This window comes from Vibrio azureus, from assembly GCF_002849855.1.
GTDB lineage: Bacteria > Pseudomonadota > Gammaproteobacteria > Enterobacterales > Vibrionaceae > Vibrio > Vibrio azureus.
The window spans coordinates 521,860-547,380 of record NZ_CP018617.1; the positions used below are offsets into that span (position 1 = coordinate 521,860).

Genomic DNA, 25,521 nt, shown 5'->3' on the forward strand with positions numbered 1-25,521 from the left:
TTATTTTTCATTACTTACTTTTCAGCATTGGTTTGCTTATCCTTAAGCTGAGATAACTTGTAAAGATAAACATTGAGTAAGTATGCAGAACGCTCCAATTCTTGTTGTTCTTGGTTATTCTCTGCATATTCTATGCGACCAAGCAGAGGGAATAATGAATTACTGTACTCATACGCTTTTTTAGCGCTTTTTGTTGAACTCTTTTTGACCACATTGGCAAAAGTGGTTCTAGCATACGAGAATTGTTTATAAATAGCATCAAACTCACTTTCAAATTGAGAACGTTGCTCTAAAAAGTTGTTCCGCAACTGTTGTACTGATGAAGAGTCTGGGTAAATATTGCTAAGTGCATGGGTTAGTTTATCAATTTTATCTGCATTAGTAACTTTAATTGGGTCAAGTGGCCAATTTGTCATCAATTCATCCAGTCTTTCTATTGTGACTGATCGTAGCGATTGCACCTGCTGCTGCGAAAGGTCGACTTCAAAAGAGTCAACGATAGCCGTCAATTGAGGAAGTGACGCTTGCTCAATTTGTGATTGTAGCTTTTCATGCTGATATTGCTTATGAATAAAGTGTGAGGCAAAAGCAGCAAACAAAATGGCCAGTATAATGAAGATCAGCCCTTTGCCCGATTTCATTGGTACTTCTTGAGTAGGCTTTTCGTCAATAGGCGTAGGTTTTTTTCTGTTTGGCGCTGAGAGAGACGGCGCAACTTCCACTTGAATGCCTTGCCTCGGTCGTTCTTGCTCTTCTACTTTTTTCCTCGGCATCTGAGGCTCTTGCGCTTTTATTTGTGCTTCTTTGAGCTCTTCAATCCAAGGTTTAATGATTCGACGAATTCGGCCAAATGAAGGGGACTTCATCCCATAATGGAGTCGGAGTTCCTCTTCTATACGTAAGCATAATTGATGGGCGGCTTCGATGAGCGGCAGCTCATCTGGCTGAATACGATGTTTTTTAATTCTGCGTTCGGTATGCTCCACCATCCATTCAATAGCACTGATTCTTGCATTAGGTTTTTCGTGTTCTGGTGATGCGTTGTACCAATACACTACGCACAAATCGAGTACGGAGTTAAGCCCTTCTACCAAGCCCTTGAGACCATCGATATTAAGCGCTGCTACGGTAAAATAGCAACTGCAGCGGAAGTCTTTGCCTTGTGTACTGAGTATTTTTTTAGATAAAGATTGTACGGTTTTCCATGAAACTCGCCCAGTAACTTTATTAAGAGTATTGATTTGACGTTTTATTTCGTCGAAGTCTTCTAAGCCGTTTGGGTTGACGCCACTTGGATTACTTTCATCGATCGGTCTTCTAGTGAAGTCGCTGAAAAACATATTGTCCAATTCCACTGTTCTTTTTGTTGAGGCCTAATGCCAAATATTTTACTTATAACGTTGTTAAGAATCTTTTCCGGATGGATTTTATAGCGAATAAAGGAAAAATGAACTGTAAATAATTGTTAATTATCTATTAATTTTCCTTTTGTGATGTTTGTCAAAAAAAAGCACGAAAAGTAAGTTTTTGTCAGGTTGATCTTTAGTGATATGTTTCAAATTTAATTTATAGGAATAAATTCACAAAATTTACATAAATATTTATAAGGGATTATCTTACAGTTTTTCGTTCTGTTTTTATGTATTACATTTTATGTATCGAGGGTAAGAAATAAAAAGTTTTTATCGGCATGTGCTAATGTTAATGATCCTATGGTCGGTTTGCCTGCTGCGTAGTTTTCTTGTTAGCAATAATGCTTTTTGCCCTTCTTGTTAGTGATATTGCTTTTATTAATAGGTGATTTGCCTTATTTGGTGGGGGGAATTTTTACCATATTGAAAATGTATTGAAAATTGCTATCTTTTGCAGCTAATTATATCTAAATGCTTTTCTAGAGGGACGACATGCCAAAGCCACGTCAGATTGGGTTGATTACCGCTATGTGTTTATTTTCTGCATTTGCGGTTGCAAAAGGTGAACGATACGGTGTATCAGTGAATATGCTAAACATTGAAAGTATGGACTACGAGCAAGGCTCTAGTGGTGATAAAAACGTATTCAGATATGGCTTAGTTCATACTCGTCCAATCGATGAAGATAACAATCGTTGGCGCTGGTGGTTTGGTCTTAACTACACGAGCGATTATTTTGATGCACCGGCGAAAGGTGTCTATCAAGAAATGTCCAATTTAGAGCTGCGTGCCGTACCTCAATTTGCCTTAGGTAACTGGAGCATTGTTACCCCTTACATCGGTGCTGGCCTTTCTGTTGGATATTCTCAATATTCAAATCGTTGGACCGTTGATGAAGGTGGTCGTCGCCGTGACTCATTAAAAGATTTTGAACAATTTGAAGTCGGTGCGGTTGCGTCTTTTGGTACTGCAATCAAGCTTGGTAGCAATCCAGATGCACACTTACAGCTTGTCCCTCAAGTTTCTTATATTCTCCCGGTCTACAACGAAGGTGCGGGTGGATTTGAACTGTCACTATCTTTGTTATTTTAAGGTTCAGGCATGCGCTTACATCAGTTAGTTCTATATATTGCTAAATGCCCAGAAGAGTATACTGGCTCGAAGCATATTGAAATGCCAGAAAATGGAGGCTCAATTGGCCGAGCTCCAGGCAGTACGCTCCACTTGATTGACCATAACCGTTTTATTTCAGGAACACACTGTTTGTTAAGTGTTTATGGGGATACATATTATATTAGCGATGTATCGACCAATGGAACCTTGGTTAACGGTACGAAAATCCTTAAAAATCAGCCTATTTCAATTGTCGATGGCGACACGATCTCCCTAGGGCAGTATGAAATTGGAGTCGGCCTAGAAAAGATTGTCGAAACGCAAGATATTGCTGTCGATATTGCGCCTGATCGTGTTTCTACCGATCCGTTAGTGAATCTTGGTGAAGCGGTTGTCGAGGAAGAAGAAAAAATCGGTGCGCTTGAAGAGCTCTTCATGGAAACCAAGCAAGATGATGTGGATTTAAATGATCCCGTTGCTCATCTTAAGTTTTCAATGCAACGTGAAGACGATCACCTCATTCGTGATGAAGAGAAGCCGCAAGCGAAGTCAACACAATCGGTTGAAAATAATCGCCAAGTTGTCGATGACAGTTTCAGCATTCACTCCGAATTTGATATCCCTAGCATGATTCCTGAGGACTGGATGGGCGGAGAAGGTGAGGGCCAGGGTGGTTTTGTTCCAAGACAAGAAGCAGCTCATGTCTCCAAATCTCCTAGTGAAAATATCGTGCCAGATAGCTTCTCATCTCAGCCACAACCCGCGGCTATGGCGGGATTTGCTTCACGCCAGTCACGTAATGAACATCAGTCGCTCAATCAAAATAGGTCTCATACTAAGGATAAATTCGTTAAGCCAGATGATAGTCACCTGCAAGCGGGGTTGAACAATGAATTACACACTAAATCCGCGCCTGTATTCGAGAAGCCACCTTTTCAGCAAGCTGAAGCGCAATTCCAAACTCAACCTCACTCACAGAGTCAGCCAGAGCCGGTAAGTTCTGCACAAGAGGAATCTGCTCAGTTTATCCCTGAGTTTGAGATTCCAGAATTCGATATTCCAGAGTTTAGCTCCTCACAAGCTCAAACTAATGAAACGGCTCAAAAATGGGAGGAGGTAACACAAGCCTTCACGCCATCTGCTCAGTCATCGACTACTATCGATTCTGTTGCCAATATCGATTCCGTTGCCAATATCGACTCAGCGGCAAGTATCAACCTAACGGAAAAAGAAACCAAAGTCGGTTTTTTAAGTTCTGAGCAAGTTGCAGAGCCAGAAAACTACGAGGTGACCGACATTAGCCAAGCGTTTTATGAAGGTTTGGGGGTGAGTAAACCGGAACTACTCAGTTCTGAGGCGTTGCTGTTTAAGCAAATGGGCACTTGTTTGCGTTTGTGTATCGAGAAACTGCAAAGAGAGCTTCATGAGGTCGAGCAATTAAAAGATGAGTCTGGACTTGGTGATATGGATGCCAATATTACCGAGCTGATGCTGACGTTAAATAGCCAGCAGTTGCTTTCTCCCAATGAACTTGTTGAACAGATGCTGGATGAACTCAATGAGCATCAAACGACGTTTAACAAAGCATTAAATGAGTTGCTATTAGAACAATCAGAAAGTAATGATCCGGTTATCTTTGCAAAAGAGGTGGCGACAAAATCGTTGTTTAACAAGAAGTCTAAATTATGGAGTGAATACCTCGAATTTTATTCCAGTAACCGTCGTCAGCTTAACGAAAGCTCATTGAAAGGGCTCATTAAAAAGAGCTACACCAAAGCGTTGAGAGGCAGTCATGCGTAAGCTTATTGTGTTAGTGGGTTTGGTTTTACTTTCAGGTTGTTCAATGTGGGAGCAATTGAAAGAGTCGACCGGAATCACCCCAGAAACTTCATCAGTCGAGTTAATCATTGAATCTTCCTCGATCCTCAACTTGCGCGAAGGAGGGCAATCCTCGCCGGTAATCTTAAGGATTCATGAGCTCAGTTCACCAGTATTATTTCGCAGTTTAGATTTCTTTGCGCTATTCGAAGATGACAAAGCATCATTAGGTGACGAGTACATCAAACGTTATGAATTTGAAATGCAGCCGGGTGATAACATTCATCAAATGCTGACTTTGGATCCTGAAACACGAGCGTTAGGCTTTTCCGTTGCCTTTAGGAATATCGATGGTTCTTCATGGCGGATTGTGGAAATGATCGAACCTCAGAGTGAATACTACATCAAACTCAAATTAGAAGGCAGTGAGCTAATCTCTGATTACACTCGCGGCGTTGAACAAGTCTATTTTTAAGGAATAAAAACATGTCTTTATACAATCCAGTTGTTTGGCAAGATGGAATGTTCATGAAGCCGCAGCATTTTCAGCAACTTGACCGCTCACAGACCAAGTTAGCAAGTATGCTAAACGCAAATGCTTCGCCATTACATTGGGGAATCAAGCTGCTTGAGATCAATACCCAGTTATTGGCATTAGGAAAAATCGGTATTACTCGCGCAGAAGGCATATTGCAAGATAGAACGCCATTTGAATTGCCTTTACTGGCAGAGCTTCCAGAAGTGAAAGATGTTGATCCCTCGATGTCGGATAAGGTTATTTATCTTTGTTGTCCGCTACCTTCTGAGCGTGCCGAAGCATTTGGTAGCCTAAAAGAAGGGGCTCGCTACAATATTGAGTCTCAAGAGACCGTTGATGCTTGCTATGAATCAGAAGACGTGGCCAATATCATGGTGGGTAAGTTGCACTTTCGTTTGATGTTCGATCATGAAGATAAAAGCGCCTATACATCGATTCCGATCCTTAAGATCTCTGAAGTAAGACCGGATGGTAGTGTCATTTTGGATGAAAGCTTTATTCCAACTTGTATTGATATTCATGCTTCAAGTGTATTGAATAAATTTGTGACTGAATTTGCTTCAATGTTAAAACACCGAGCAGAATCCATTGTTCAGCGTCTAGGTGTTGTTGATCAGCAAGGGGTTTCTTCAGTGTCTGATTTCATGCTTTTACAAGCGTTAAATCGTTATGAACCGTTGTTTTGGCATTTTGCTAGTGCAGAGGGAGTACACCCTGAGTCTCTTTATCGTATTTTGTTGCAAGCAGAAGGGGAATTAGCAACATTATGCTCGGCGTCTCGTCGTCCGATCGAATTTATCAAATATAACCACGGGGATTTAACCAGTTGCTTGTCTCGTGGTCTGGATAGTGCCAAACGAACCTTAAGTGTGATGTCTGAGCAACGTGCGATGCCATTAACACTGAAAGAGCAGAGTTACGGTATTCGTACCGCGGCAATCCCAGATCGTAAGATCATCGAAAACACGACCATGATCTTGGCAGTGAAAGCCGATGTGACCTTGGACATCCTACATACGCAATTTATTAGCCAGATCAAGATCGGTTCGATTGATAACATTCGCGATCTGATCAACTTGCAATTACCAGGCATTGAGATCAAGCCGATGCCAGTGGTGCCTCGTGCTTTGCCATACCATGCAGGATACACTTACTTCGAATTGGATAAGACGGGTGAAGAGTGGGCGGCATTGAAACACACCGCAGCGATTGCACTACATGTAGCGGGTGACTTCGCCAACTTGTCATTGCAACTATGGGCTGTTCGTCTATGAGTTATGCCGAAACAGATGTAACCGTTGTTTTATTCCAGCCAGAGCCCGGCAAACCGATGGAGGTCATGCCGGCCCCTGACCTGTCACGTAATATTGCGGTACAAGATCTGAACATCGACATGATGGGGATCAACCCTTTAGTCGATCAATTCTCTTGGCTTATTGCAAGCCTATCTTGTATTTCTTCTATTCCTTGGTTGGATGATCCGATGCCATTTCGTGAGCAAGTCGCTCGAGAAATTCGCAAAGGAGAACGAAAACTGAACGAGATGGAGCTGGATCGAGCATCGGTTTTGGTGATCCGCTACTGTTTATGTGCGGCGATTGATGAAGCGGTGTGTCGTGAAGAGTGGGGAACCAACAGCCATTGGAGCCAAAACAGTTTGCTTTCAGAGTTTCATAATGAAACCTCGGGCGGTGATAAATTCTTCGTGATTTTAGAGCGATTGAAAAGTGATCCAAGAAAATATCGTCATGTTATTGAGTTCCTCTATCTATTATTGCAACTAGGCTTCCAAGGCAAATATGGCCGTGAAGAGCGTGGTAATGAAAAGCTTGCTGAGATCGGCAATGTCATTTATCGACTCATTCGAGATGATAGGCTAGCGGATCAAGAAAAAGTCTCGTTGGTTAACCTCAAAGCAAAATATCTTAAGAAACCACTGAAGCGAGTGATATCGCCAAAATGGATTCTTGGAATTAGCGCTGGAGTATTTACCGCAATGTATATCGCGACCTACATCATTATCAAACTCAGGTTCGACCAATTAGCGAATATGTATAATTAATAACAACGGTGTGAAGCTATAAACAAGTAGAGTAATTAAGGTTATGCCCAAGCATCTTGAAGATACTTGGGTATTTTTATATTTGAAACTTCCCTTTATTTTTCACTTAACTTTTATTTCACAGGCCGGAAGGTGAAATCCATAAATTAATTTACTCAAGTTAATTTGGTATATTAGGTATTATGTAATGCGAACCACTTTTTGAATCTAATTAGAATATATACTATGATAATAAAACGTTTTTTGATTTCTTTTTTGTTTTTATTCTTCGACTTCCTCTGCGATAGTCAGTGTGATAAATTTAGATAATAATACATATTTAAGTATTGATAAACAGAATGTAGAGGGATACCCTTACGCCTTAAAGATCAAAACTGGTGATAAGACGATTAAAATTGATCAATATGCTGTGGAGGGGGGAAAGCCAATATGTAACGGGATGAGTATTACCAAAGCTGGCAATGAAAGTATAATTTTAGTTCAGTTTTATTGGAGAATGAGGAATGCAGATTATTATGGCTCATTTTATGAAACATATTATTACAGGCATAATGGGAGCAGTGTACTTGAGAATACTGTGTTAAATAAAGATCAGAATTTCTCTGGATTTCATGGTTATTACTATAATACAGATGGTCTGTGTGAACAAAATATTTATAGTTATGATACTATCGATAAGATAACGAAATATTTTAAAGAGACATATCCATAATTTTTATTCAAACGAATTAAGCAGGTTGTCTATAACCGTAACGACAATTTAGCCACTTGTTAAAATTGGATAAGATGCAACCTATAAGAAATAGGAGTTTTTGCATCCAAAAGTGCATTCGTAGTCTTGCCATAAGTGTTACCTAAGCATGATGCTGAATGCTTGCTTTCTTAGTAAATATGCAGGCTTATAAAATCAATATGGAAACGAATTGACTTTTCTATTGGTCTATATGATTCATTTATCGTTTAATCAGTTAATCACCGGGTTACTTAGGATATAATAGGTGTTCTATTTAATTGATTGAAATTTATACAGTATGAAGACCCTGTCTAAACAATCGATATATACGATAGTGCAATAAATTCTAGAAGAGGAGACCATGTAAAAATACTCCTCATATAGTAAGATTTTCATTAGCAAGCTTTTGACGTTTTGAGTCATCATCAACTGCATTTTCTATCATTTTGGTCTTTGTTAGATGAAGTTAGTCTTGATGAATTGATCTTTTATCGAGACGTTAATTCTGCATTTAATTTAGGTATCAGAAGTGTTTGAAACAATTTTCCCATTTTTATTGATTATTTTTGCTTGTTATTTGCTCAAGTATTCGTGTGATACATTTGAGCAAGCAGCTGCATATTTAGGGCGCAATCTACCTGCCGGTGTAAAAGGCGCTACGGTAAATGCTATGGGATCAAGCATGCCAGAGATGTGTGTCGTGATAGCGTGTTTATTTTGGTTTAATGACCCTCAATTAGTGATCGTAGCTTTAGGTGTTACAGCAGGCTCTGCTATTTTCAATGGCTGTGTGATCCCTGCATTCTCTATCATTTCTGCTAAAGATGAAAATGGCAAACCTGTTGATCAGATCGCCCTAAATAAGAGTGCGCTGTTACGTGACGTATTTTGGGTATTAGTCGCTGAAATTGCACTTATTGTTTGTCTTGGCTTCTCTGAGTTTTCCATTTGGATGGCTTTAGTGCTTAATTTAATCTACTTGGGTTATGCCATTCATCTTTATGTTGATTCAAAAAAGTATGGTTCAAGTGAAGAAGGTTATGAATATGAAGAAATCAATGATAGAGGCATCATTGGTAACCTTGTGACGTTTAACTTCAACGCACTTTTATTCTCAAATAAGACCTTCACAATGACTAGAGCACTGGTTGTTTTAGCACTAGCGATCGCGGTTATCTCAGGTTCATCTCATATTTTGGTGGAAGGTGTTCTAGGGAGTGCAGATGTACTTGGGGTTCCTCAATTCTTTTCTGGCTTAGTATTTGGTGCGGCAGCTTCTTCAGTTCCTGACCTCATCTTATCAGTTAAAGACTCACAAAAAGGGGAATATGAAGATGCGGTTGCAAACCCCCTAGCATCCAATACTTTTGATACAACCGTGGCTTTTGCTCTGCCATTATTTGCCTGGTTCTTGATCAATGGTGTTGATGCCTTGCCTATGCAACAAGATGATAATTTGACTATTTTGCGTTGGTCTATTGTTGGAATCACTGCGGCTGTAGGCTGTTCATTGTTGTTCAATTACAAAAAAATTACTAAGTCTATTGCCTATGTTTTGTTAGCGATGTTCGCTGCATGGGCAGTAAGTATGTATTTCGTGATTCAGTAACAGAGACTCAAGCCTTTACAGTAAGTCTTGATAGAGCTGAGTATACCCAAGTGTATAGTACCACTTGGGTATAATAGCTTTTATCTAAGCAAAAGTGGCAACTAACTGCGCTCATAACCGCCAGCATCGTTGAGCCAGTTTTTAAGATGATGAGAGAGATGTGGTAATTCTTCTGGGCCAATAAGAGCAAGGCCTAAATCTTTGGCTCTAGAAATGTCGACATACTTTAACGGTCTAAAACTAATCAGCATTGCTCTGGCTTGAAACCCACCAAGAAGATCTTTAAGTGATTCGAGTTTATACAGCGTATCATCACCGTCGATCTTCATACTTTTAGTTTTACATTCGATGAGGTGAAGCTTGTTATTAACTATCGTCGCGATGTCAATTTCGTTTTTAATTTCTTCGCCCTTAACTTGTCGACGAACTTGCAGGTTTAGCGCTTTATCTTGAATCGTGGGTATCTCATCAACCAGCTCCTGAATCTTATGATCGACAAGTAGTTCAAGCCATTCACCATTGGCAAATCTTCGGGCATCCTCTGTCTTAAAAGATAGGGTACCATTCTGATAATTGGCCAAACCTGCTTGGCAAAGATCATCAATAAGACTTCTGAGTTCAACGTATGTTTGTTGCACATCAGAGAGCTCAACCGATAAAACTTGTTCTTTTCTGCATTTAGTCGCTAAATAATTGAGTACAGACAAGCCTGCGCCTAACTCAAGGGCCGATTTTGCCCAGCGATTGCCAATATTAATCAGTTTATCCAACGTGACGTTTTCGTTAATCTGATCGTGTCTCTCACATTGTGCTCCGAATATGCTTAGGTAATCTTCCAGTTTGATATGATCTTGAATAAAAGTCGTCGATCGACCTTCAGGAAGTAACCAACAAAGTTTATCTGAGAAAGGTTCAACAACAAAAATGGGCCAATGATATTGGTGAAAAATTTCATAAATTGACAGTAGTCTATGGCGTAATCCACAACTGGCATTTAAAAAAACAGGTGTGTCTTGGTTCGCTATTTTTTCTGCTAGGATGGATGCTGACTTCTTTATTGCTTTTACTGACGGTTCTTGCGTAATTTCAAAAAACTCTGATGTAACCGAATGCTTTGCTAATACTTTTTCTACACGTGAAAACATAGCAAATTCACTGCTATCACCAATGAATATAGCGTGGCTACAAGGGGAACGTTGATCAAGTATAGGGGTTAACAGTCTTATTGGATCTTTATCAATCACACCAACGAAGATAGACATGAATTTTCCTATTAATTATATTTAGTTATGATTTTAATATTGGGGGGTATATTGGTTTTTCAAGAGCTTTAAACGAATTTTTATTCAAAGAAGACAATGCGGATTTATTTAATTTAACTTATTGATATGTTACTATGTTTTATTTATATCGTCAGGAATAGAAATGAATCAGCAACCTAACTCTAATGTGATGCATTTCATTGGTCAAGGAAGAGAGTTCTTTGATATTTGGATTGTAAATGTTCTGCTGTCAGTTATTACCCTAGGAATTTTTACTCCTTGGGCTAAAGTAAGGCAGAAACGGTATTTTTATAACAACACTTTTCTGTATAGCGATAACTTTGAATATCATGCCAATCCTAAGAAAATGTTAGTAGTTAGACTCAGTGTTGTCGTATTCATGGTTATGGCAACATATATTGCGTCAATTTATATCCGAAATTACTTAGTTGGACCGCTGATCTTTATTGCTATCTTGCCAAGCTTGATACTATATAAAACCAAATCTGATGCAGAGATGACGAGTTACAGAGATATTCGATTTTCATTTACTGGCACGTTGGAAGGCTTATTTAAAGTATTAATTGGTCGAGCCCTTGTCATGTTTTCTTCAATCGTGGGTTTTGTCATTGTTTTTACTTGGGTTAGATATGATCAAAGCTTTGATGCCTTTGGTATCAATTTACTGGCTTTTAGTATTATGTTTTCTTCATATAGCTGGTTTATAAGTGGTCTGTATAAATACTTTGCGAATGGTTATCAGTACGGTAACAAAAAGTTCACGGCTGACATTAAAGAACGATATTTCAATGAGCTATATTTCAAAGTATGTCTTGTCACTGCACCGGTGTTTTTCGCTTTGCTCTTTTTTGGCTTAATCCCTCTAGGTTTATTCTTTTTTGGTTTAAACGCTTTCTTACCTCAACTTATGTGGGATTATTACCCTTATGAATTACTGATGAGTTATTATTATGACGGCTTTATGCCTAACTTTGTTGAAATCATAACTTTTCCAATAGTCTTTCTGATTATGTTCATTGGTATCACCAGCTATACAACGGTTGTTATCCGTAATTATGTTTTTTCTCAACTTCAGTTAGAAGTATCAGAACAAGATGGCCCATCGTTTGAGTTTACGTCCACACTGACGTTTAAAGAGCTGCTTAGTTTGACTATTTATAATTTTGCACTTCAAGTTTTCACGCTTGGTCTGGGCAGGCCTTGGGCAATGATAAACACTGTTCGTTATATGACAAAAAATACAGCAGTGATAGGGGACATCAGCAAGATCGACAAATTGGATTAGAATTGCGTGTTATCCAAAAAAATAGCCTCACTGAGCAGAGTGAGGCTATTTAATCATAAACAAAGTTGTTTAGATGTGGTTGATTACTGTTGCTTCTAGCTGTTTGACACTATTACCACTGGTCGTCACTCCTTTTGAAGTGAAGTGCCACTCTTGATTATCGTAAGACAAAAGACCAATAAAAATACCAGTATGGTCGCCTTGTTCGGTCAGTGTGTAACGGCATACTTCTTTTGACGATTGATCCCGCACTCGACAAAACGCATTGCGTACATTCTCAAAACTTTGCCCAGTAAAGCTATTGACTGTGATGGCAATATATTTCACAGAACTAGGCAATTTGTTTAAGTTGATAGAAATGGTTTCGTCATCCCCTTCACCTTCGCCAGTACGATTATCACCTTGATGATGAACCGACCTACACTTTGATCTTAGCTGACGGTACCAAATGGTATCGATGACTTGCTTATCTTTATCGATTAAGAGGCAAGAGGCATCGAGATCAATGGAGTCAGAGCCAAAAAATGAGGCAAATAACCCTTTTGCTTTAGCTACATCCCAACCTAAGCCGACCTTGATGTTTGACAGCTTATCGACTTCTTTTGTTAAAGAGATCGTGGTATTTTTTGATAAATTAATAGCCATTTGGGTGCCTTATTGGTAACCAGCGACGATATCGCCAAGACCTAATTGGTAACCAGCTCCTACGGCATGGAATTCCCAGTCGTGACCATTTTTAACTAATGAACCAACCTGTACTGCGGATTCATTGGCGAATTCTTGGCCTAACTTATATTCAGCAATCAGGCTGCCTGTCACTTCATTGTAAAGCTTGATGTAACTGTTTTGTACATGAGAGAAACCGCGATTGTCATTATGAATAGTGACAAAGATTGATAACTCCTGAGCGCTAGGATCGATTGACGGTAGGTCGATGGTTATCACTTCATCGTCACCTTCGCCCGCACCCGTACGGTTGTCACCATGATGGATAACGGCATTTTGAGGACACTTCAAATTATTGTAAAAGATGAAGTGGCTATCAGAAAGAAGCTTTGGCTGCTCTTGAGCGTCGTGTTTACAAATAAAGACACAGCAGTCGATGTCCATTGGTGGTTCATTATTTAACAGATCCCAACCAAGGCCTAGTTTCAACTTACTTAAAGCAGGTTCTGCTTTGTTTAAATTAATTGTATTTCCTTTATCTAAGTTAATAGCCATTTATTATTCCTTATTCTTCTTTAAAAAATTAGACAGTTCTGACTTCATTTTGACCATTTTTTCATCTGCTGCTTTACGTGTTCTCGCGCCTTCTTTTTCTATCGACACGACATCTTGTAAAGTGGAGATGAGAGTATTTTGGACATGTTCCAATGTTTCGATATCAACCACAGAACGCTGATTAGCTTGCGCGGTTTGTAACGTATTTTGCCTTAATAGGTCGGCATTTTTTCTTATTAGATCATTGGTGGCATCGTCAATTTTCGTTGCCAGCTCAAGTGATTTTTTTTGCTCCAGCATGGAAATGGCTAAGGTAAATTGCTTTTTCCATGAAGGGATGGTGAGGGTTTTAATATTATTGAACTTCTCGACCAGAGTAATATTGTTGTTTTGCACCATTCGGATCATAGGTGCTGTTTGTAAAGCGAGCATTTGAAGTGACTTTAAGTCGTGTACGCGTTTTTCGATTCGGTTCTCACAAGCTTGTAAGTCACTGAGCTCCTGTGCTTTAAGAGGGGAGTGCTCACTGTTTAGCTCATTTGCTAAAGATCCAATTTTATCCTGAAGTAGCAAGCGTCTTGATTCACCATAAATGATGGCCTCAGTTAACGCTTTATACTGGGCAATATTTTGTGAAAATACGGCATCCAGTTGTCCTGATCTTTCTTGAAGGCGCTTTTGCTGAGTGTTGATCTCTTTGATGACCCGATCAAGCTGAGTACTGACTGAGTTAAACTGAGCAAGGATCGATTCTTTCGTTTGTCTGAACTTAGAGATGATTTTTCCAAAGAAGCTGTCTTTACCGATTAAACCACTTAAATCTACGCCTTTTGCTAAACCAACGACTTGATTAAGGTTTTCCCCCATCTCTTCTAGGTCTTTTGTCCGGACTTGGCTAAGCATGGAATCAGAGTACTGAGATATTTTTTCGGCGGATTCTTGGCCTAGATTGGCAATGCCACGCGAAGAGTAGATATCCACTTGATTGAGCTGACTGACAATGCGATCAAACACTTCTTGTGGACTCATGTCTGCTTCACTTAAATCACGTTTGTAATTATCAACGACCGTTTGAACACGATTACTCAGATTCGGTATTAGATACTCTCTGACGACGGCTGTTTGTGCGACTACAGGTGCATGGCTGTGGGGTGTTGCTACAGGCATTACCTCAGTATTGGCTGTGGCTGGTTGTAGCGTTTCGCTTGCATTGATTGTTTTAGGTGTAAAAGTTTTAGGTTTGAACGCCATTATCGTAGTTCCTCGATATTACGTATAAGTTGCTCTTGGATATTTTGTAGCTCGTAGTACAAAGTAGAATCGTTTGATTCATCAGCTGCAATTACCGATAAAAATTGTTGCTTCCATACTTGGAGTATATTCACTTTTATTTCTTCAAGACGTTCAAAGCTGACTAATAAGTTTGAGGTATATAAGTCTAACTGTGGAAACGTTAAAGTAATCGATTGGTTAAGAGCAAATAATGTTTGTGCTTTTCGTTCCCAACGTTGAATAACATCATTATTACTGCTTTGAAAGGCAATAGGGATATCATTATTCTCTGTGCTATTAGAGGCATCGATACTTTCTAGTTTGAGTTTTAAAGCCAACATTTTAAACTGTAGCTTTTTATTTAAGCTTTTTAGTTCTTTCGTCCAAAACTGAAACTGTTCAAGTGTAGAATGTGTCTCTTGAAGGTTATCGAAAACTCGGTTAATCCTCGCGTCAATAATATCACTTACGCCATCGAATTCATACCGTATCTTTCGGACTTTTTCTCTACGACTACCCATTAATCCATAGAGTATTGTAGAAATTTTATTAGGGTTAAATATATCGATGTTAATGCTTTTAGCAAGTTTAATAACAACTTTACCTAACTCTAAAATTTGGTCAACTTTACCTAATTTAGCATAGTCTGATAGGAATCCCTGAACGTCTTGAAACTTTTTAGATTCTTCTTTACCAAATTCTATTTGTAATACAGGGTCATCAAACTTGATCGAGTTAAAAATGTTAGTAATGATTAAATAATCAGCGTTGTTGATTTCAAGATCTGGGAATTCATGCTCACGTTTTTGATCGATTTTAGCCTTAATATCCTGATCGATATCAATAATATCGCTTTGTATTGAACTGATCTTGTTGCTAAAAAGAACCGAAGGCGCTTTGGGGGAAGCCTCTGCTATCGGCGCTTGTGTCGGCTCTATTATCGTAGCCTGTGCTTCAGAACCGTCTCCATCTTGGTTTATTACTTTGGTCGATTCAACATGCCCAAATTGCTTGACTTTGGGCTTTACAGGCTCTTTAGTGGCTGGTGGAACAGCATTATTATTTTGCGTAGAACTTTTGCTGTGAAATGTTTTTACCATTATTATTTCTCACTAACCTCGCTCTGAATCAAGACTCTATAGGTCACTTGGTTTTATAATGAATTTTTAGCTAAAATGAATTTGCTAAACTTATAGTACGCTTTGCCCAATTACTATGGCAGGTGACTTCCATCATTTGTCCATTCATTCTATAAACGGCTGGTGCATACTCTTTAAATACAGAATCGGCTTGTTCAATATGACTTATAGAATAATTTTTGAAGAAACCTTCAATGATTGAAACTTGCTTTGGATGGATGGCCGTTTTACCAAAAAAGCCATAGTTTACATCCAGTGCTAATTCTTTATTTAATGTTTCTTGATCATCCATCATGTCAAAAACAGGAGCGGAAAGTTCGTATCCATATGGCCTGAAATTAATGATCAAGTTTTCTATAATCATACGTAGAGGTGTATCATAAATTGTCTGATTTGGCATCCTTTTAATGCCAAGAATATTAAATAAATCATTGCCACCAATGCGTAGGCAAATAACCTCACCCTTTATATTCTTTAAGCTTTCTCTAATTTTTGGTAACTTTAATGGCTCCATGACATCAAGAGATTCTAAAGTCGGCATGATTTCAAAATAAATCGGACTGTGCTTAAGTACTCGATGGTAATCGTCGCATGTAGACAGATCATATTTTGGCAAAACAAAACCATCAATATTCTCTATGCCATCAAATTGCATGATCTCTGCTAGTAAGCTTGGTGTTCTAGGGCGAATAAATCTTTTAAATGTTGCCTTGTCTTGGCTCAGTTTTTTTATTGATGAGCGAAGGTTACCGATAGAGTGTTCTAATTCATGTTCAGGGACTGCATCCTCGGTACAAAACACCATACTTTTCGATCCCAGACCATTACTCATGATCGTTTGTAGGTTAGGGTGGTTACATGGCGTATAGAGTGTTGCACCCAAAGAGAAGTAACTTGAGTTATCCATTTTTAATTCTCGGTCTTGATGAGTTTGATTAGGGCGCAGGCTTCAAAAAGCAGTGAAGGATCGACCTGGACAGTGACGCCTTTTTCCTTTGCCAGCATGAGTAAATGGGCGACTTTTTCACAACGCTTGGAACGAACGATAAGAAGAGAAGGCACTCGGCGCAGCATCACTCTGGTCGCCTCGGCAATACCTGGTTTGATGTAATTAACATCTTCGATACCATATTGCTGCTTTATCGATGAGATAAATCCATCCATTTTGTTCTTTAAATCCGCCTCGGGCATGTTTGAATGCGGCGACAATGGATTAACCTTAGTAAGCATAGAGTCAGAGAAGCAAGCCGAGATCTCATCGACAAACCATTGTGATTGGTCCGCTGCTCGCAAATGTTCATTAATGACACAACCATGAAATGCATTAAGGTTGGCATCTCTCCATAAGCTGCGTGAAATTAAACCTGACACCGTAGAATTAAGCATGGATGAGGGGATTGGGTAATCTTCTTTGGTGGCACAAAAGTCGGCAACACCACCGGTATCACTGATCACATATAAAGCGGGCTGTATGTTGGTATTGCGCTGGTGGTTATAAGAGAGAACTGATGACTTTAATTCTCTGGTGATCACTCCTTTTGCCGTCCAACCATCGATGAAGACTAATGATGTCGCGTTATACTGTTTGACCTTCAATAAATAATCGAGGGCAACGGTGTCGATGCCTCGATCGCGGATAATACTGATGGCGTAATGGGTCACGGTTCTTTTAAAAAAACGTTCTAATGCTCGTTTGAGCAAAACACCGATTGGAGTGCCAGCTCTCGCCAGTGATAGCAAAACAATATCGCCACTTTGATTATGATGAATGGTTCTAGCCAGTTTGAACACATGCTCTGCTAAGGTCTGCTTATATTGCTCAGTAAAATTTAAGAACAATTGTTGATATTGCTCAGAGGGCTTTGACTCTTTGTTGAGAACGTCAGAGTAATGACATTGGCCTGATTGAATTTGTTTTTCTTTTTCTTCTATTGAGAGAAAGTGCGCGTCGACCGTTTGAAGTAAAAACTCACAATCTTGTGCGTTATAACTTCCCAGCAATGGTGATAGGGCTATTTGCATGTGATCAATTACCAAGATAGAGTTTCAGATATCTGACTTTTCGCGGGTATAAAAAGGAAATCAGTGTGTTTCATAAAGGGGATATCAGACAGACTGTCACCCATACTCAAGGTTAAAGCTTGGTCGTCTTTATTTAACCTATGATTCAAGAACTCCACGGCTAACTGCTTTTGAGTGTAAGGAGGGAGAAGGGCCATATTTCGACCGTTGATGTGGATCTTTATTTCATCGAGATCAAGGTAAGAGGCCGACAAAACAGAATCAAACACCTGCTGGTAATCGATATCTTCTGAGCACTTTATACACACATAACAATCAAGATCATCTTCTGACACGATATGACATTTTGCTTGGTGCTGCTGAGAATCTAACACATCGCTGATCTGGTGATTCAATATTGCAAGCTTTTTGGACCAAGAAGAAAGGGGAAACTCATGATTGAGGTAATCCAGCCACTCTTGTGATTTTTCTCCATTGGGCTCAATAATCAGTGCGCCATGGGAAACGATTTTCCATGAGTTCAGTAAGGCATCGACTTGAATACGTTGCAGTGTGCGATGACTTCTTCCCGTGACAGGAATGATCCTAGCGCCAGACTTTGAGAAAATATCGAGCAATGCTTGCTGTTTATCGGATATGTAGGAGCGGGGTTCACCATGAATATCTAACGAGGCCACCGTCAGGGGCGTGTTGTCCGCGAACTTCCTGCGTGTTGCCATAAAGCAGTCATCAATATCGGTGAACAGGAGCACTTCCACAGTGCTTTGTCGCATTTCTACTTTATCCTCTCGCGTTTCCACCTTAGCTTCTCGCGTTTCCACTTTTTCTTGCCGTGTTCCCATTACACGGTCTCACTAGCAAGCAATGGAAAGCGGGAAGCCAGCTGGTTTATCTCTCTTTGACTCTCATCTTCTAAAAAGTGCACGGCTTTGCGTCCAAGTTCTTGAAGGTTATAGATGTAGTGTTCAACATCTCTTTTGTCGACACGGAAAGCCTGTTTAGTCTCAATAGCATTGCCCAGCATAATGGGTGAGCGAGTCGTGGATTGGAAAACGATATCTCCGCCTTGCTGCTCGGCCTTTTCCGCTGCTAAAAACGGTAAGTAAAGATGTTCACCATCACCAATAACGGTTCTCGGCTGATCGATTTCTAGGTTAGGAATAGGGCCATCGAATGGCATTTTGAGTCCAAAACGACCTAAATCGTTTCGACAGGCTCTATTATCTAGGTCTTTGTCTACATTTTTAGGCAAAGACGGCGAGAATCCGGGGACTGGAGTAAAATCAAATTTACCGTCCAGTAGTGATGCGTATGTTACTGGAAGATCCCAAGCATCAAACTGAGCACGATGTTCTTGACTCAACCAATTCACCAAAGAAACAATCACCACCTCTTTGACTTGTTTCATTTTAGGTAAGAGCTTTTCGCCAAGTAACTTGAGTGTTCGACCTGTTGAAATTTCGTCATCGACTAGAATGAGCCTCTGACAGTTTGTTATTGAATCAAGTAAAACTTTCTCTGGTTGGTACAAAATATGGTCAACAGCATGACTATGAGCTTCATCTAGCGTCAACCAAATCGGTAAATCGGACTTATATCGGGTCGTATGCTGATAATAGACAGGTTGATTTTGCTTATTGGCTAAGCTGTCGGCAAACCCCGCGCCAAGACCTGTTGCAGTTTCTGCCATGCCGACAACGAAGCTACTTGTATCCCCATTGAGTTTTTCAACTAAGGTGTCATAAGCGGCTCTCATTTGACTTGGCTTAACAGGGATATGCTTGCCCAGCACTTTAGAAACAAATAAAAAGCCTCGTTTGGGGTTTTCACGAGATGCAAAATCCAGTAGCTCATTAAAGGGGATGGTTTGCTCTAAAACAGTGATGTTTAGTGAGCCATTTTTAATTTGGATATTATGCTCTTGCATGGTTTTGAAAAACTCTTCTTATAGGCTCGCAGTGTCCGTGTTACTTGGTCACAACTATCATGTGGTAAATCGGCTCAGGGATACCATTCTCAACTCAATACCTGATACCATTTGGTTATTGCTCTGGGCATATATAGGTATGTGTTGGTGATTTGTTCGTAGATAAAACGTTACTAACGGCGTTAAAAACAATATTATTTATCAATTTATCCTAATGTTAGAGCATATTCGAATTCATATGAAGCTCTACAAAGTTAGCAATATCTGAGCTCATTTTAGGTATAAAGGCAGTGTTATTGTTCATTTTGTAGATTGAGCTTTTAATAATGTCTGAATGGGTAGTGTTTATGAAGGTTGGTGTTTTTAGAGGATTGTGTTTTATTTGACTTTGATCACATAAATAAACCTAGAACTTCGATGGTTTAGTTCGGGTAATTTTGCTTGTTTTTATGCATCTGCGGTTAGTTCGGTTAATAGCTCATAATTGATGAAAAAGCACAATAAATCTGCATATTTTCATTTATTTGACACGTTTTTGTCTCGCATAATAAAATGATGTTTTATTTTTAAATTATTGATAGATAATAGAAAGTTGCTATTGAGCAAACAGGTGTTCGCCCGAAAGTATTTGCAACGCACTGTTAACTAATCCAAAATTAACTGGTACAGCCAGTTGTATAGGAACAATCTAAGGGTATCTATGAAAGTCACAAATCTATTTAAAGACAAAGTTGGTGCGATTTCTTCCCATCAAACAGAGTTAATGAATCGGATGTCTCCAGCGCTACGCGATTACTGGAGTGATTTCTTAGGTAAAGCACAAGGTCGTCCGCTTTTTTCTAACCTTCGGGATCGTAATCCATCTATTGTCGCTAAAAAAGCGCACACTAAGACAGAACCTATCGTCATGAAGCCTGAAGCTCGTGTGCTATATGACGAGCTGAAGTCTAAAGTAGGGGAAGTGATCCATGTAGGAGATTGGTTGCATGTTTCTCAAGAACGCATTAATCAATTCGGTTCTGTTACCGAAGATATGCAGTGGATTCACACTGATCCTGAACGTGCTGCAAGTGAATCGCCATTTAAAACCACGATCGCTCACGGCTTTTTAACTCTGGCATTATTGCCAAAGCTGACCGATTCTGTGGACCCTGACCAGCCTATGTTCCCGACAGCCAAACTTGTGGTTAACCTTGGTTTGAATCAGGTACGCTTCCCGTATCCGGTAAAAGCAGGTAATAACGTTCGTGCCTCAAGCACCTTGGTTAAGGTGACACCCATTAAGAAAGGCCTAGAGATCGAACGTGAAATCAAAGTCGAGATAGAGGGGATTCGTCGCCCAGGTGCGGTTGTTGTTTCTGTCATTCAACTGCATTTTTAAACAAACTAGACTGAGATTAGGTCAAGATTGAATGCGCAAAAGGAGCCGAGAGTGGCTCCTTTTGTTTTATGCCTAGGTTCTCTGACCAAAGAAGCCTGATGCAAGCACTCTGATGCGGCAGTTAGTCTAGTGAGAAACTGCCAGTCTAGTGAAAAACAGCCAATCTAATGAGAAATAACCCGTTTAGTGAGACGTTTGCAAAGGACGGACATCTTGAGATGACTTACCAATAAGTTTTAATGGACCATGTTGTCGTTGGGAATGTATCCACGGCTTGCGATAAGTGCTTGGGCTTTGTCTGACTTTAAATACGAAATAAATTGCTTACTGTCCGGATCTAAGCTTTTGTTGCGATACAGCAATAAAAATGGTCGAGCCAGCGCATACTTTTGGTTTTCGATATTTTTCGTTGATGGTGCGATGCCATTAAATTTAACGGCCTTTACGTCTTTATCCATCGCACCCAACGAAACAAACCCGACGGCGTTGACATTATGGCTGATCAGCGCTTTGACAGTACTGGTGTTGTTCACCACCAGATTATGGGGATCAATATCAGAGACCGTGCTGCCGTTAACCATTTTGGTTAAACCAAGCAATTGTTCAAAACGATGTCGAGATCCCGAAGACGTTTCCCGTGTGACCACCACGATAGGCGTGTTTGTGCCTCCGACTTGTTGCCAGTTCTTTATCTTACCTTTATAAATGTCGTATATCTGTTGTTCGGTAAGGCTAGTGATTGGGTTTGCACGATTGACGATGATCGCGAGGCCGTCATAGGCAATAGGCAGAACACTAAGATCTTTATGTTTCTCATTCTGAGTAAGGTAGCGAGAGCTCATACCTAGCTCCACCACTCCTTTATTGACCATCGCGATGCCAGCGCTTGAACCTATGCCTTGCACGGCAATAAAGTTATTGGGATGATCTTGGTTATAGTGTTCTGCTAGCACATCGATGACCTGAGCCATGGAGGTGGACCCCGATATGCTGATTTCTTTTGCGATTGCTGAGGGTAGGGACATAACCATGGCGATAATCATCGTCATAGAAATACGTAACATAATAAGCTCCAAAGTTAGACTTCAAAAGTAATATAGTAAGCAGCGTTGGTTTCAGTTTTGTGAATCTGCAGTAATGGCGTGCTTGGGTATATACTTAAACACAATAACCATAAGAGGTTTGCCCTACGGGAGAGTACCTATGTCTGTTTCTCAAATGGCGATTGGTCGCTTATATAAGTCAATTGAGCTGCTTTGCGGCCAGCGAAACGCCAATGTATCGGTGGAATTGGGGAAATGTCTTTATGAACCGTTAGAGGATGGTATTGAACTATACCAAGCCCACTTTTTATTGGATTCACAGCATAGCGAATATACTTCCCCAGTGGCTAAGATATCGTATGACTCCCAGTCTCAGCTTTGGCAGTTTTATGTGCCTAAAAGTGGTGATGACGAGTTAACTTGGGTTCCCTATCAAGCGCTGCCAACCACTAATAACCTAGAAAATATTCTCGATCTACTAGAGTCTGACCCATCTGGGTGTTTTTGGTCATAGGGCATTTGACTGTTCGTTGTTCGGCCTTCTATTATCGAATATCCGTGTGTGGTTATCCCAATGAGCGGCTTGTCTGCTGTTTAACTTGAATTAGTTTCTTAGCTTATTAGCTTATTAGTTTCTTAACTTCTTAACTTCTTAACTTATTGCGAAAATCTTTCGGGGTCATGGCGTTAATCGATTTAAATGCGGTCGTAAAATGTGCCGCACTTTTAAAGCCTGATTCGAAAGCAATATGCGCAATTGATTTGTGTGAAATGCGCAACTGGGTCGCGGCGTAGTTGATGCGTTTTATCTTCAAAATTTGAGAAAACGATACATCTTCAGCAGCAAGTCGACGCTTTAACGTTGCGATAGACATGCCAAGGTGAGCTGCGACCGTCTCTAAGGTAATTTGTTTGTCTAAGTGCACATCAATATATTTAATGGTCTTTTGTGAGGTCGTTAGGTTGTTGGCCTCATCGATGATCGAGAGCACTCTTGGCTCCTCTTTGAGCATCATTGACAACAGAGCCAGTGCCACGTGTTTTTGGGCATACTTCGGTGCATTGCTCTCTACAAGCTGCACCAGAATTTTGATCATTTGTGAAATGTCAGAATGATCTTGAATGGAAAAAGGGTAGAAGTGGCGTTGTTTATCTTCGATCTGTTGGTCTTTATGCGCCAATTTAAATTCGGTAAATAAGTGAGCATCAAACACCAGTGCAAGAGCGCGAAAATAACCAGGAGCGGCTTCCGAACGGTTTAGATCCTTAGAATTGTATAGGGTAAAGTCACCGGCTTTTAGCTCAATCTCTTCCCCTTGTGGTTGCCTTAAAAGAAAACGACCGCCCTCAACAAGATAGATCCCGTTATGTGTGGCACTATAACGTTCGGTCTTTCTCGCAGTGAATCGGTGAAAGCGAAGAATATCAATGTCTGGCATCTTAAGGTCACTTATCTCAGGAAAATAAAAAGAATTAGGCAAATAAAAAAGCGCTCAAACCGAGCGCTTTATAGTATTCAAAACCAATGAATTATTTTGCAGTTTGCTCTTCTGTTTGAGGGGCAGGTTGTTCAGCAAATATCTGGGTCGGTTTGGCAACGATATTTCGGTTTTCTTGATTAACGTCAGTTAGGACAACCTCAAGGGTATCTCCCAGCTTGTAGACGACTTCTTTATCAATGGAAATCGTGCCGTTTTCAGCGTTACAATCAATTCGTTCCTTATTATTGACAATTAAAGCGCCAGGAATAAAGGCTGATGCACCATTTTCGAGAAGTCGAACACGTGCTCCGGCTCTATTAATGTCAAAAATCTCACCAATGAAACAGGTTTTGTTGTCTGGTTCGTTAGCCAGTGTACGAGTGTATAACCAGTCGGAAACACCACGCTCAGCCATTTTGTGATGCTTACGGTGTATTGCGAGTTCCTCACCAATCGCATCGTCTGGCTTTTGGACAGGCTCTTTGTTCAAGATAATTGCCTTAAGCAAACGGTGGTTGATCATATCGCCATATTTACGTATCGGTGATGTCCAAGTAGCATAAATATCAAGGCCCATAGCATAATGAGGAAGAGGTTGATTGCCCACCTCACTGTACGCTTGGAACTTACGAATACGATTGTCGAGATATGGCGTATCTTGCTTGGCTAACCAACGACGAAGAGCCGCAAAGCCTTCCAGTGTCTTGATTGACTCTGCGGTAAACTCTAATGTCGCTTCTGGATTGATAAGCGCAATAACATCGTCGATCTTGTCGGTTTTGAAGCCAGCGTGCGTATTAAAGACGCCCAATTGGAACTTGTCGTTAAGCACTCTACCCGCACAGATATTGGCCGTAATCATGGCTTCTTCAACTAGGCGATTAGCACTGCGTCTTAGATCGGCATGAATCGCGATAACGTCATTATCTTCACTGAGTTCAAAACGATAATCAGGGCGATCTGGGAATACAACGGCATTATTTTCACGCCATTCAGCACGAGCGAGCGAGAAGGCATAAAGGTCACGCACTGTGGCAGCGATCGTGTCGTCTGGTTGCCATTCATCGGTTAGCCCATGTTCAAGCCAATCTGAAACTTTATTGTAGGCAAGTCGTGCATGAGAGCGGATGTTCGCGGCGAAGAAACGGATATCATCAGCGATAACCCCTTCCTTGCTGACCGTAACGCTACAACAGATAGCAGGGCGAGTCTCGCCTTCTAGCAGAGAACAAAGATTGTCTGCTAAATCACGAGGTAACATAGGAATGTTACGTCCTGGTAGATAAATGGTATAGCCACGCTCACGAGCAACTTTATCCATGCTGTCGTCAGGCGTGATGTAGGCCGTTGGATCCGCAATCGCGATGGTCAGCTCAAAATCACCCGATTCGTTTTTCTTAGCATACAAAGCATCATCCATATCTTTGGTTGACTCACCATCGATAGTGACGAAAGGAACGTGGGTCATATCAACGCGCTCCAGATCGGCATCGTCTTGTAGTTCCCAGTTATCGATCCCCTCAGGCTCTGAGTTTGGTAACCCATTTTGAGCGAGCGTTACCCACCAAGGGGCAATTTTATCATCGGCATCGGTGATCTTTTCGGTGATCTCAACCAAAAAGGCACCCTCATCTTTAAGAGGGTGACGAACAAGGTTGGCAACAACCCAATCACCTTCTTTGAATTCATCGGTCTTTAAGCCTTTTGTTAATTTTGCTTTTAGAGACAGCTTTTTAAGTTGTGGGTGGTCTGGTACAACGTTGAGTTTGCCTTTGAACAACTTAATACGGCCAATAAAGCGGGTAAAAGCTTGTTCTAGGAGCTCTTGTGGCTCAGCGACCTCACGCTCTTTTTCCGTACGAATAATGGCAACAACCTTATCACCGTGCATACACTTTTTCATGTAAGCGGGTGGAATGAAGAAGCTGGTTTTATTATCGACTTCAAGGAAGCCAAAACCTTTATCGGTTGCTTTAATAGAGCCTTCTTTTTTAGGCAGGGTCTCTTGGATTTGCTGCTTAAGTTGATTTAATAGCGGATTATCTTGAAACATTAATCTATTCTATATGTTTGTTTTTATTTAACTTGCTGCTGTCTTTCAAAGCATATCTCCCAAAAGAGCGTTACTCTGCCTGTGTGGTCGCCGCAACAAATTTCAGAAAGTTTGTCTTTGTCACATGTT

23 protein-coding genes are annotated in these 25,521 nt (G+C 40.4%); 10 read left to right on the plus strand and 13 right to left on the minus strand.

Going from position 1 to position 25,521, the window contains the following annotated elements; genetic code table 11:
* Positions 1–14 precede the first annotated feature (14 nt).
* A complete protein-coding gene (locus tag BS333_RS15995) occupies positions 15–1,340 on the minus strand; it encodes a type VI secretion system ImpA family N-terminal domain-containing protein (RefSeq protein ID WP_033003863.1) in 1,326 nt (441 codons plus the stop codon).
* A 564-nt stretch (positions 1,341–1,904) separates the two neighbouring features.
* Between BS333_RS15995 and BS333_RS16000 the strand changes: the two genes are divergently transcribed.
* The 7 genes from BS333_RS16000 (at position 1,905) to BS333_RS16035 (ending at position 9,285) form a co-directional block, all read left to right on the plus strand.
* Positions 1,905–2,504 (plus strand): hypothetical protein, encoded by a 600-nt coding sequence (locus tag BS333_RS16000; RefSeq protein ID WP_021710017.1) that lies wholly within the window; start codon positions 1,905–1,907, stop codon positions 2,502–2,504.
* Positions 2,505–2,513: 9 nt separating this feature from the next.
* Positions 2,514–4,325, plus strand: a complete 1,812-nt coding sequence (locus tag BS333_RS22320) for an FHA domain-containing protein (RefSeq protein ID WP_021710018.1) — start codon at positions 2,514–2,516, stop codon at positions 4,323–4,325.
* Positions 4,318–4,818 carry a type VI secretion system lipoprotein TssJ gene (gene tssJ / locus BS333_RS16015; protein WP_021710019.1) on the plus strand — a complete coding sequence of 167 codons (501 nt, stop codon included), beginning with the start codon at positions 4,318–4,320 and terminating at the stop codon, positions 4,816–4,818. The genes BS333_RS22320 and tssJ overlap by 8 nt, the downstream gene beginning before the upstream one ends.
* A gap of 11 nt (positions 4,819–4,829) precedes the next feature.
* Entirely contained in the window at positions 4,830–6,155 is a 1,326-nt protein-coding gene (gene tssK, locus BS333_RS16020) for a type VI secretion system baseplate subunit TssK (protein WP_021710020.1), read from the plus strand.
* The gene (gene icmH, locus BS333_RS16025) at positions 6,152–6,943 is read left to right on the plus strand and encodes a type IVB secretion system protein IcmH/DotU (protein ID WP_021710021.1); all 792 of its coding nucleotides are present in this window, start codon (positions 6,152–6,154) and stop codon (positions 6,941–6,943) included. Before tssK ends, icmH begins: the two co-directional genes overlap by 4 nt.
* A 292-nt stretch (positions 6,944–7,235) precedes the next feature.
* A complete protein-coding gene (locus tag BS333_RS16030) occupies positions 7,236–7,655 on the plus strand; it encodes a hypothetical protein (RefSeq protein ID WP_021710022.1) in 420 nt (139 codons plus the stop codon).
* 550 nt (positions 7,656–8,205) lie between these two features.
* Positions 8,206–9,285, plus strand: coding sequence for a sodium:calcium antiporter (locus tag BS333_RS16035; protein ID WP_021710023.1), 1,080 nt, complete (start codon positions 8,206–8,208; stop codon positions 9,283–9,285).
* Between the two features lie 101 nt (positions 9,286–9,386).
* Here the strand turns inward: BS333_RS16035 and BS333_RS16040 are convergent, their stop codons facing one another.
* Positions 9,387–10,547, minus strand: coding sequence for a Card1-like endonuclease domain-containing protein (locus tag BS333_RS16040; RefSeq protein WP_021710024.1), 1,161 nt, complete (start codon positions 10,545–10,547; stop codon positions 9,387–9,389).
* A 163-nt stretch (positions 10,548–10,710) separates the two neighbouring features.
* On the opposite strand from BS333_RS16040, the gene BS333_RS16045 reads away from it, so the two are divergent.
* Positions 10,711–11,853, plus strand: a complete 1,143-nt coding sequence (locus BS333_RS16045; protein WP_021710025.1) for a YjgN family protein — start codon at positions 10,711–10,713, stop codon at positions 11,851–11,853.
* Between the two features lie 69 nt (positions 11,854–11,922).
* Here the strand turns inward: BS333_RS16045 and BS333_RS16050 are convergent, their stop codons facing one another.
* The 8 genes from BS333_RS16050 to BS333_RS16085 form a co-directional block, all read right to left on the minus strand.
* Positions 11,923–12,498, minus strand: coding sequence for a TerD family protein (locus tag BS333_RS16050; RefSeq protein WP_021710026.1), 576 nt, complete (start codon positions 12,496–12,498; stop codon positions 11,923–11,925).
* A gap of 9 nt (positions 12,499–12,507) precedes the next feature.
* Positions 12,508–13,074, minus strand: coding sequence for a TerD family protein (locus BS333_RS16055; RefSeq protein WP_021710027.1), 567 nt, complete (start codon positions 13,072–13,074; stop codon positions 12,508–12,510).
* A gap of 3 nt (positions 13,075–13,077) precedes the next feature.
* Positions 13,078–14,325: a toxic anion resistance protein gene (locus BS333_RS16060; RefSeq protein WP_021710028.1), complete on the minus strand. Its 1,248-nt coding sequence runs from the start codon at positions 14,323–14,325 to the stop codon at positions 13,078–13,080.
* On the minus strand, positions 14,325–15,446 hold the full coding sequence (locus tag BS333_RS16065; RefSeq protein ID WP_021710029.1) for a hypothetical protein: 1,122 nt from the start codon (positions 15,444–15,446) through the stop codon (positions 14,325–14,327). Before BS333_RS16065 ends, BS333_RS16060 begins: the two co-directional genes overlap by 1 nt.
* Before the next feature lie 70 nt (positions 15,447–15,516).
* Positions 15,517–16,392, minus strand: coding sequence for an HpcH/HpaI aldolase/citrate lyase family protein (locus tag BS333_RS16070; protein WP_021710030.1), 876 nt, complete (start codon positions 16,390–16,392; stop codon positions 15,517–15,519).
* A 2-nt stretch (positions 16,393–16,394) separates the two neighbouring features.
* Complete coding sequence (locus BS333_RS16075) at positions 16,395–17,507, minus strand: cysteine protease StiP family protein (protein ID WP_021710031.1); 1,113 nt, start codon at positions 17,505–17,507, stop codon at positions 16,395–16,397.
* Between the two features lie 8 nt (positions 17,508–17,515).
* Positions 17,516–18,349 (minus strand): HAD hydrolase family protein, encoded by an 834-nt coding sequence (locus BS333_RS16080; RefSeq protein ID WP_021710032.1) that lies wholly within the window; start codon positions 18,347–18,349, stop codon positions 17,516–17,518.
* Positions 18,349–19,434 (minus strand): phosphoribosyltransferase domain-containing protein, encoded by a 1,086-nt coding sequence (locus BS333_RS16085; protein ID WP_021710033.1) that lies wholly within the window; start codon positions 19,432–19,434, stop codon positions 18,349–18,351. Before BS333_RS16085 ends, BS333_RS16080 begins: the two co-directional genes overlap by 1 nt.
* Positions 19,435–20,134: 700 nt before the next feature.
* On the opposite strand from BS333_RS16085, the gene BS333_RS16090 reads away from it, so the two are divergent.
* The gene (locus tag BS333_RS16090) at positions 20,135–20,815 is read left to right on the plus strand and encodes a MaoC family dehydratase (RefSeq protein WP_021710034.1); all 681 of its coding nucleotides are present in this window, start codon (positions 20,135–20,137) and stop codon (positions 20,813–20,815) included.
* Positions 20,816–21,051: 236 nt separating this feature from the next.
* Here the strand turns inward: BS333_RS16090 and BS333_RS16095 are convergent, their stop codons facing one another.
* Positions 21,052–21,879, minus strand: coding sequence for a phosphate ABC transporter substrate-binding protein (locus BS333_RS16095; protein ID WP_021710035.1), 828 nt, complete (start codon positions 21,877–21,879; stop codon positions 21,052–21,054).
* A 139-nt stretch (positions 21,880–22,018) separates the two neighbouring features.
* Here BS333_RS16095 and BS333_RS16100 point away from each other — a divergent pair, with 139 nt between their 5' ends.
* Complete coding sequence (locus BS333_RS16100) at positions 22,019–22,372, plus strand: DUF3024 domain-containing protein (protein ID WP_021710036.1); 354 nt, start codon at positions 22,019–22,021, stop codon at positions 22,370–22,372.
* 130 nt (positions 22,373–22,502) lie between these two features.
* Here BS333_RS16100 and BS333_RS16105 read toward each other — a convergent pair whose 3' ends face one another.
* Positions 22,503–23,297, minus strand: coding sequence for a helix-turn-helix transcriptional regulator (locus BS333_RS16105; protein ID WP_021710037.1), 795 nt, complete (start codon positions 23,295–23,297; stop codon positions 22,503–22,505).
* Between the two features lie 91 nt (positions 23,298–23,388).
* Positions 23,389–25,392: an exoribonuclease II gene (rnb, locus tag BS333_RS16110; protein ID WP_021710038.1), complete on the minus strand. Its 2,004-nt coding sequence runs from the start codon at positions 25,390–25,392 to the stop codon at positions 23,389–23,391.
* Positions 25,393–25,521 lie beyond the last annotated feature (129 nt).

Bases quoted from the DNA above. Each gene is read 5' to 3' on its own strand.
- BS333_RS16040 (WP_021710024.1), bottom strand. From the start codon at position 10,547: ATGTCTATCTTCGTTGGTGTGATTGATAAAGATCCAATAAGACTGTTA.
- BS333_RS16070 (WP_021710030.1), bottom strand. From the start codon at position 16,392: ATGGATAACTCAAGTTACTTCTCTTTGGGTGCAACACTCTATACGCCA.
- BS333_RS16105 (WP_021710037.1), bottom strand. From the start codon at position 23,297: ATGCCAGACATTGATATTCTTCGCTTTCACCGATTCACTGCGAGAAAG.
- BS333_RS16095 (WP_021710035.1), bottom strand. From the start codon at position 21,879: ATGTTACGTATTTCTATGACGATGATTATCGCCATGGTTATGTCCCTA.
- BS333_RS16100 (WP_021710036.1), top strand. From the start codon at position 22,019: ATGTCTGTTTCTCAAATGGCGATTGGTCGCTTATATAAGTCAATTGAG.
- BS333_RS15995 (WP_033003863.1), bottom strand. From the start codon at position 1,340: ATGTTTTTCAGCGACTTCACTAGAAGACCGATCGATGAAAGTAATCCA.
- BS333_RS16080 (WP_021710032.1), bottom strand. From the start codon at position 18,349: ATGGGAACACGGCAAGAAAAAGTGGAAACGCGAGAAGCTAAGGTGGAA.
- BS333_RS16060 (WP_021710028.1), bottom strand. From the start codon at position 14,325: ATGGCGTTCAAACCTAAAACTTTTACACCTAAAACAATCAATGCAAGC.
- tssJ (WP_021710019.1), top strand. From the start codon at position 4,318: ATGCGTAAGCTTATTGTGTTAGTGGGTTTGGTTTTACTTTCAGGTTGT.
- BS333_RS16050 (WP_021710026.1), bottom strand. From the start codon at position 12,498: ATGGCTATTAATTTATCAAAAAATACCACGATCTCTTTAACAAAAGAA.
- BS333_RS16065 (WP_021710029.1), bottom strand. From the start codon at position 15,446: ATGGTAAAAACATTTCACAGCAAAAGTTCTACGCAAAATAATAATGCT.
- icmH (WP_021710021.1), top strand. From the start codon at position 6,152: ATGAGTTATGCCGAAACAGATGTAACCGTTGTTTTATTCCAGCCAGAG.
- rnb (WP_021710038.1), bottom strand. From the start codon at position 25,392: ATGTTTCAAGATAATCCGCTATTAAATCAACTTAAGCAGCAAATCCAA.
- BS333_RS16055 (WP_021710027.1), bottom strand. From the start codon at position 13,074: ATGGCTATTAACTTAGATAAAGGAAATACAATTAATTTAAACAAAGCA.
- BS333_RS16085 (WP_021710033.1), bottom strand. From the start codon at position 19,434: ATGCAAGAGCATAATATCCAAATTAAAAATGGCTCACTAAACATCACT.
- BS333_RS16000 (WP_021710017.1), top strand. From the start codon at position 1,905: ATGCCAAAGCCACGTCAGATTGGGTTGATTACCGCTATGTGTTTATTT.
- BS333_RS22320 (WP_021710018.1), top strand. From the start codon at position 2,514: ATGCGCTTACATCAGTTAGTTCTATATATTGCTAAATGCCCAGAAGAG.
- BS333_RS16075 (WP_021710031.1), bottom strand. From the start codon at position 17,507: ATGCAAATAGCCCTATCACCATTGCTGGGAAGTTATAACGCACAAGAT.
- BS333_RS16045 (WP_021710025.1), top strand. From the start codon at position 10,711: ATGAATCAGCAACCTAACTCTAATGTGATGCATTTCATTGGTCAAGGA.
- tssK (WP_021710020.1), top strand. From the start codon at position 4,830: ATGTCTTTATACAATCCAGTTGTTTGGCAAGATGGAATGTTCATGAAG.
- BS333_RS16090 (WP_021710034.1), top strand. From the start codon at position 20,135: ATGAAAGTCACAAATCTATTTAAAGACAAAGTTGGTGCGATTTCTTCC.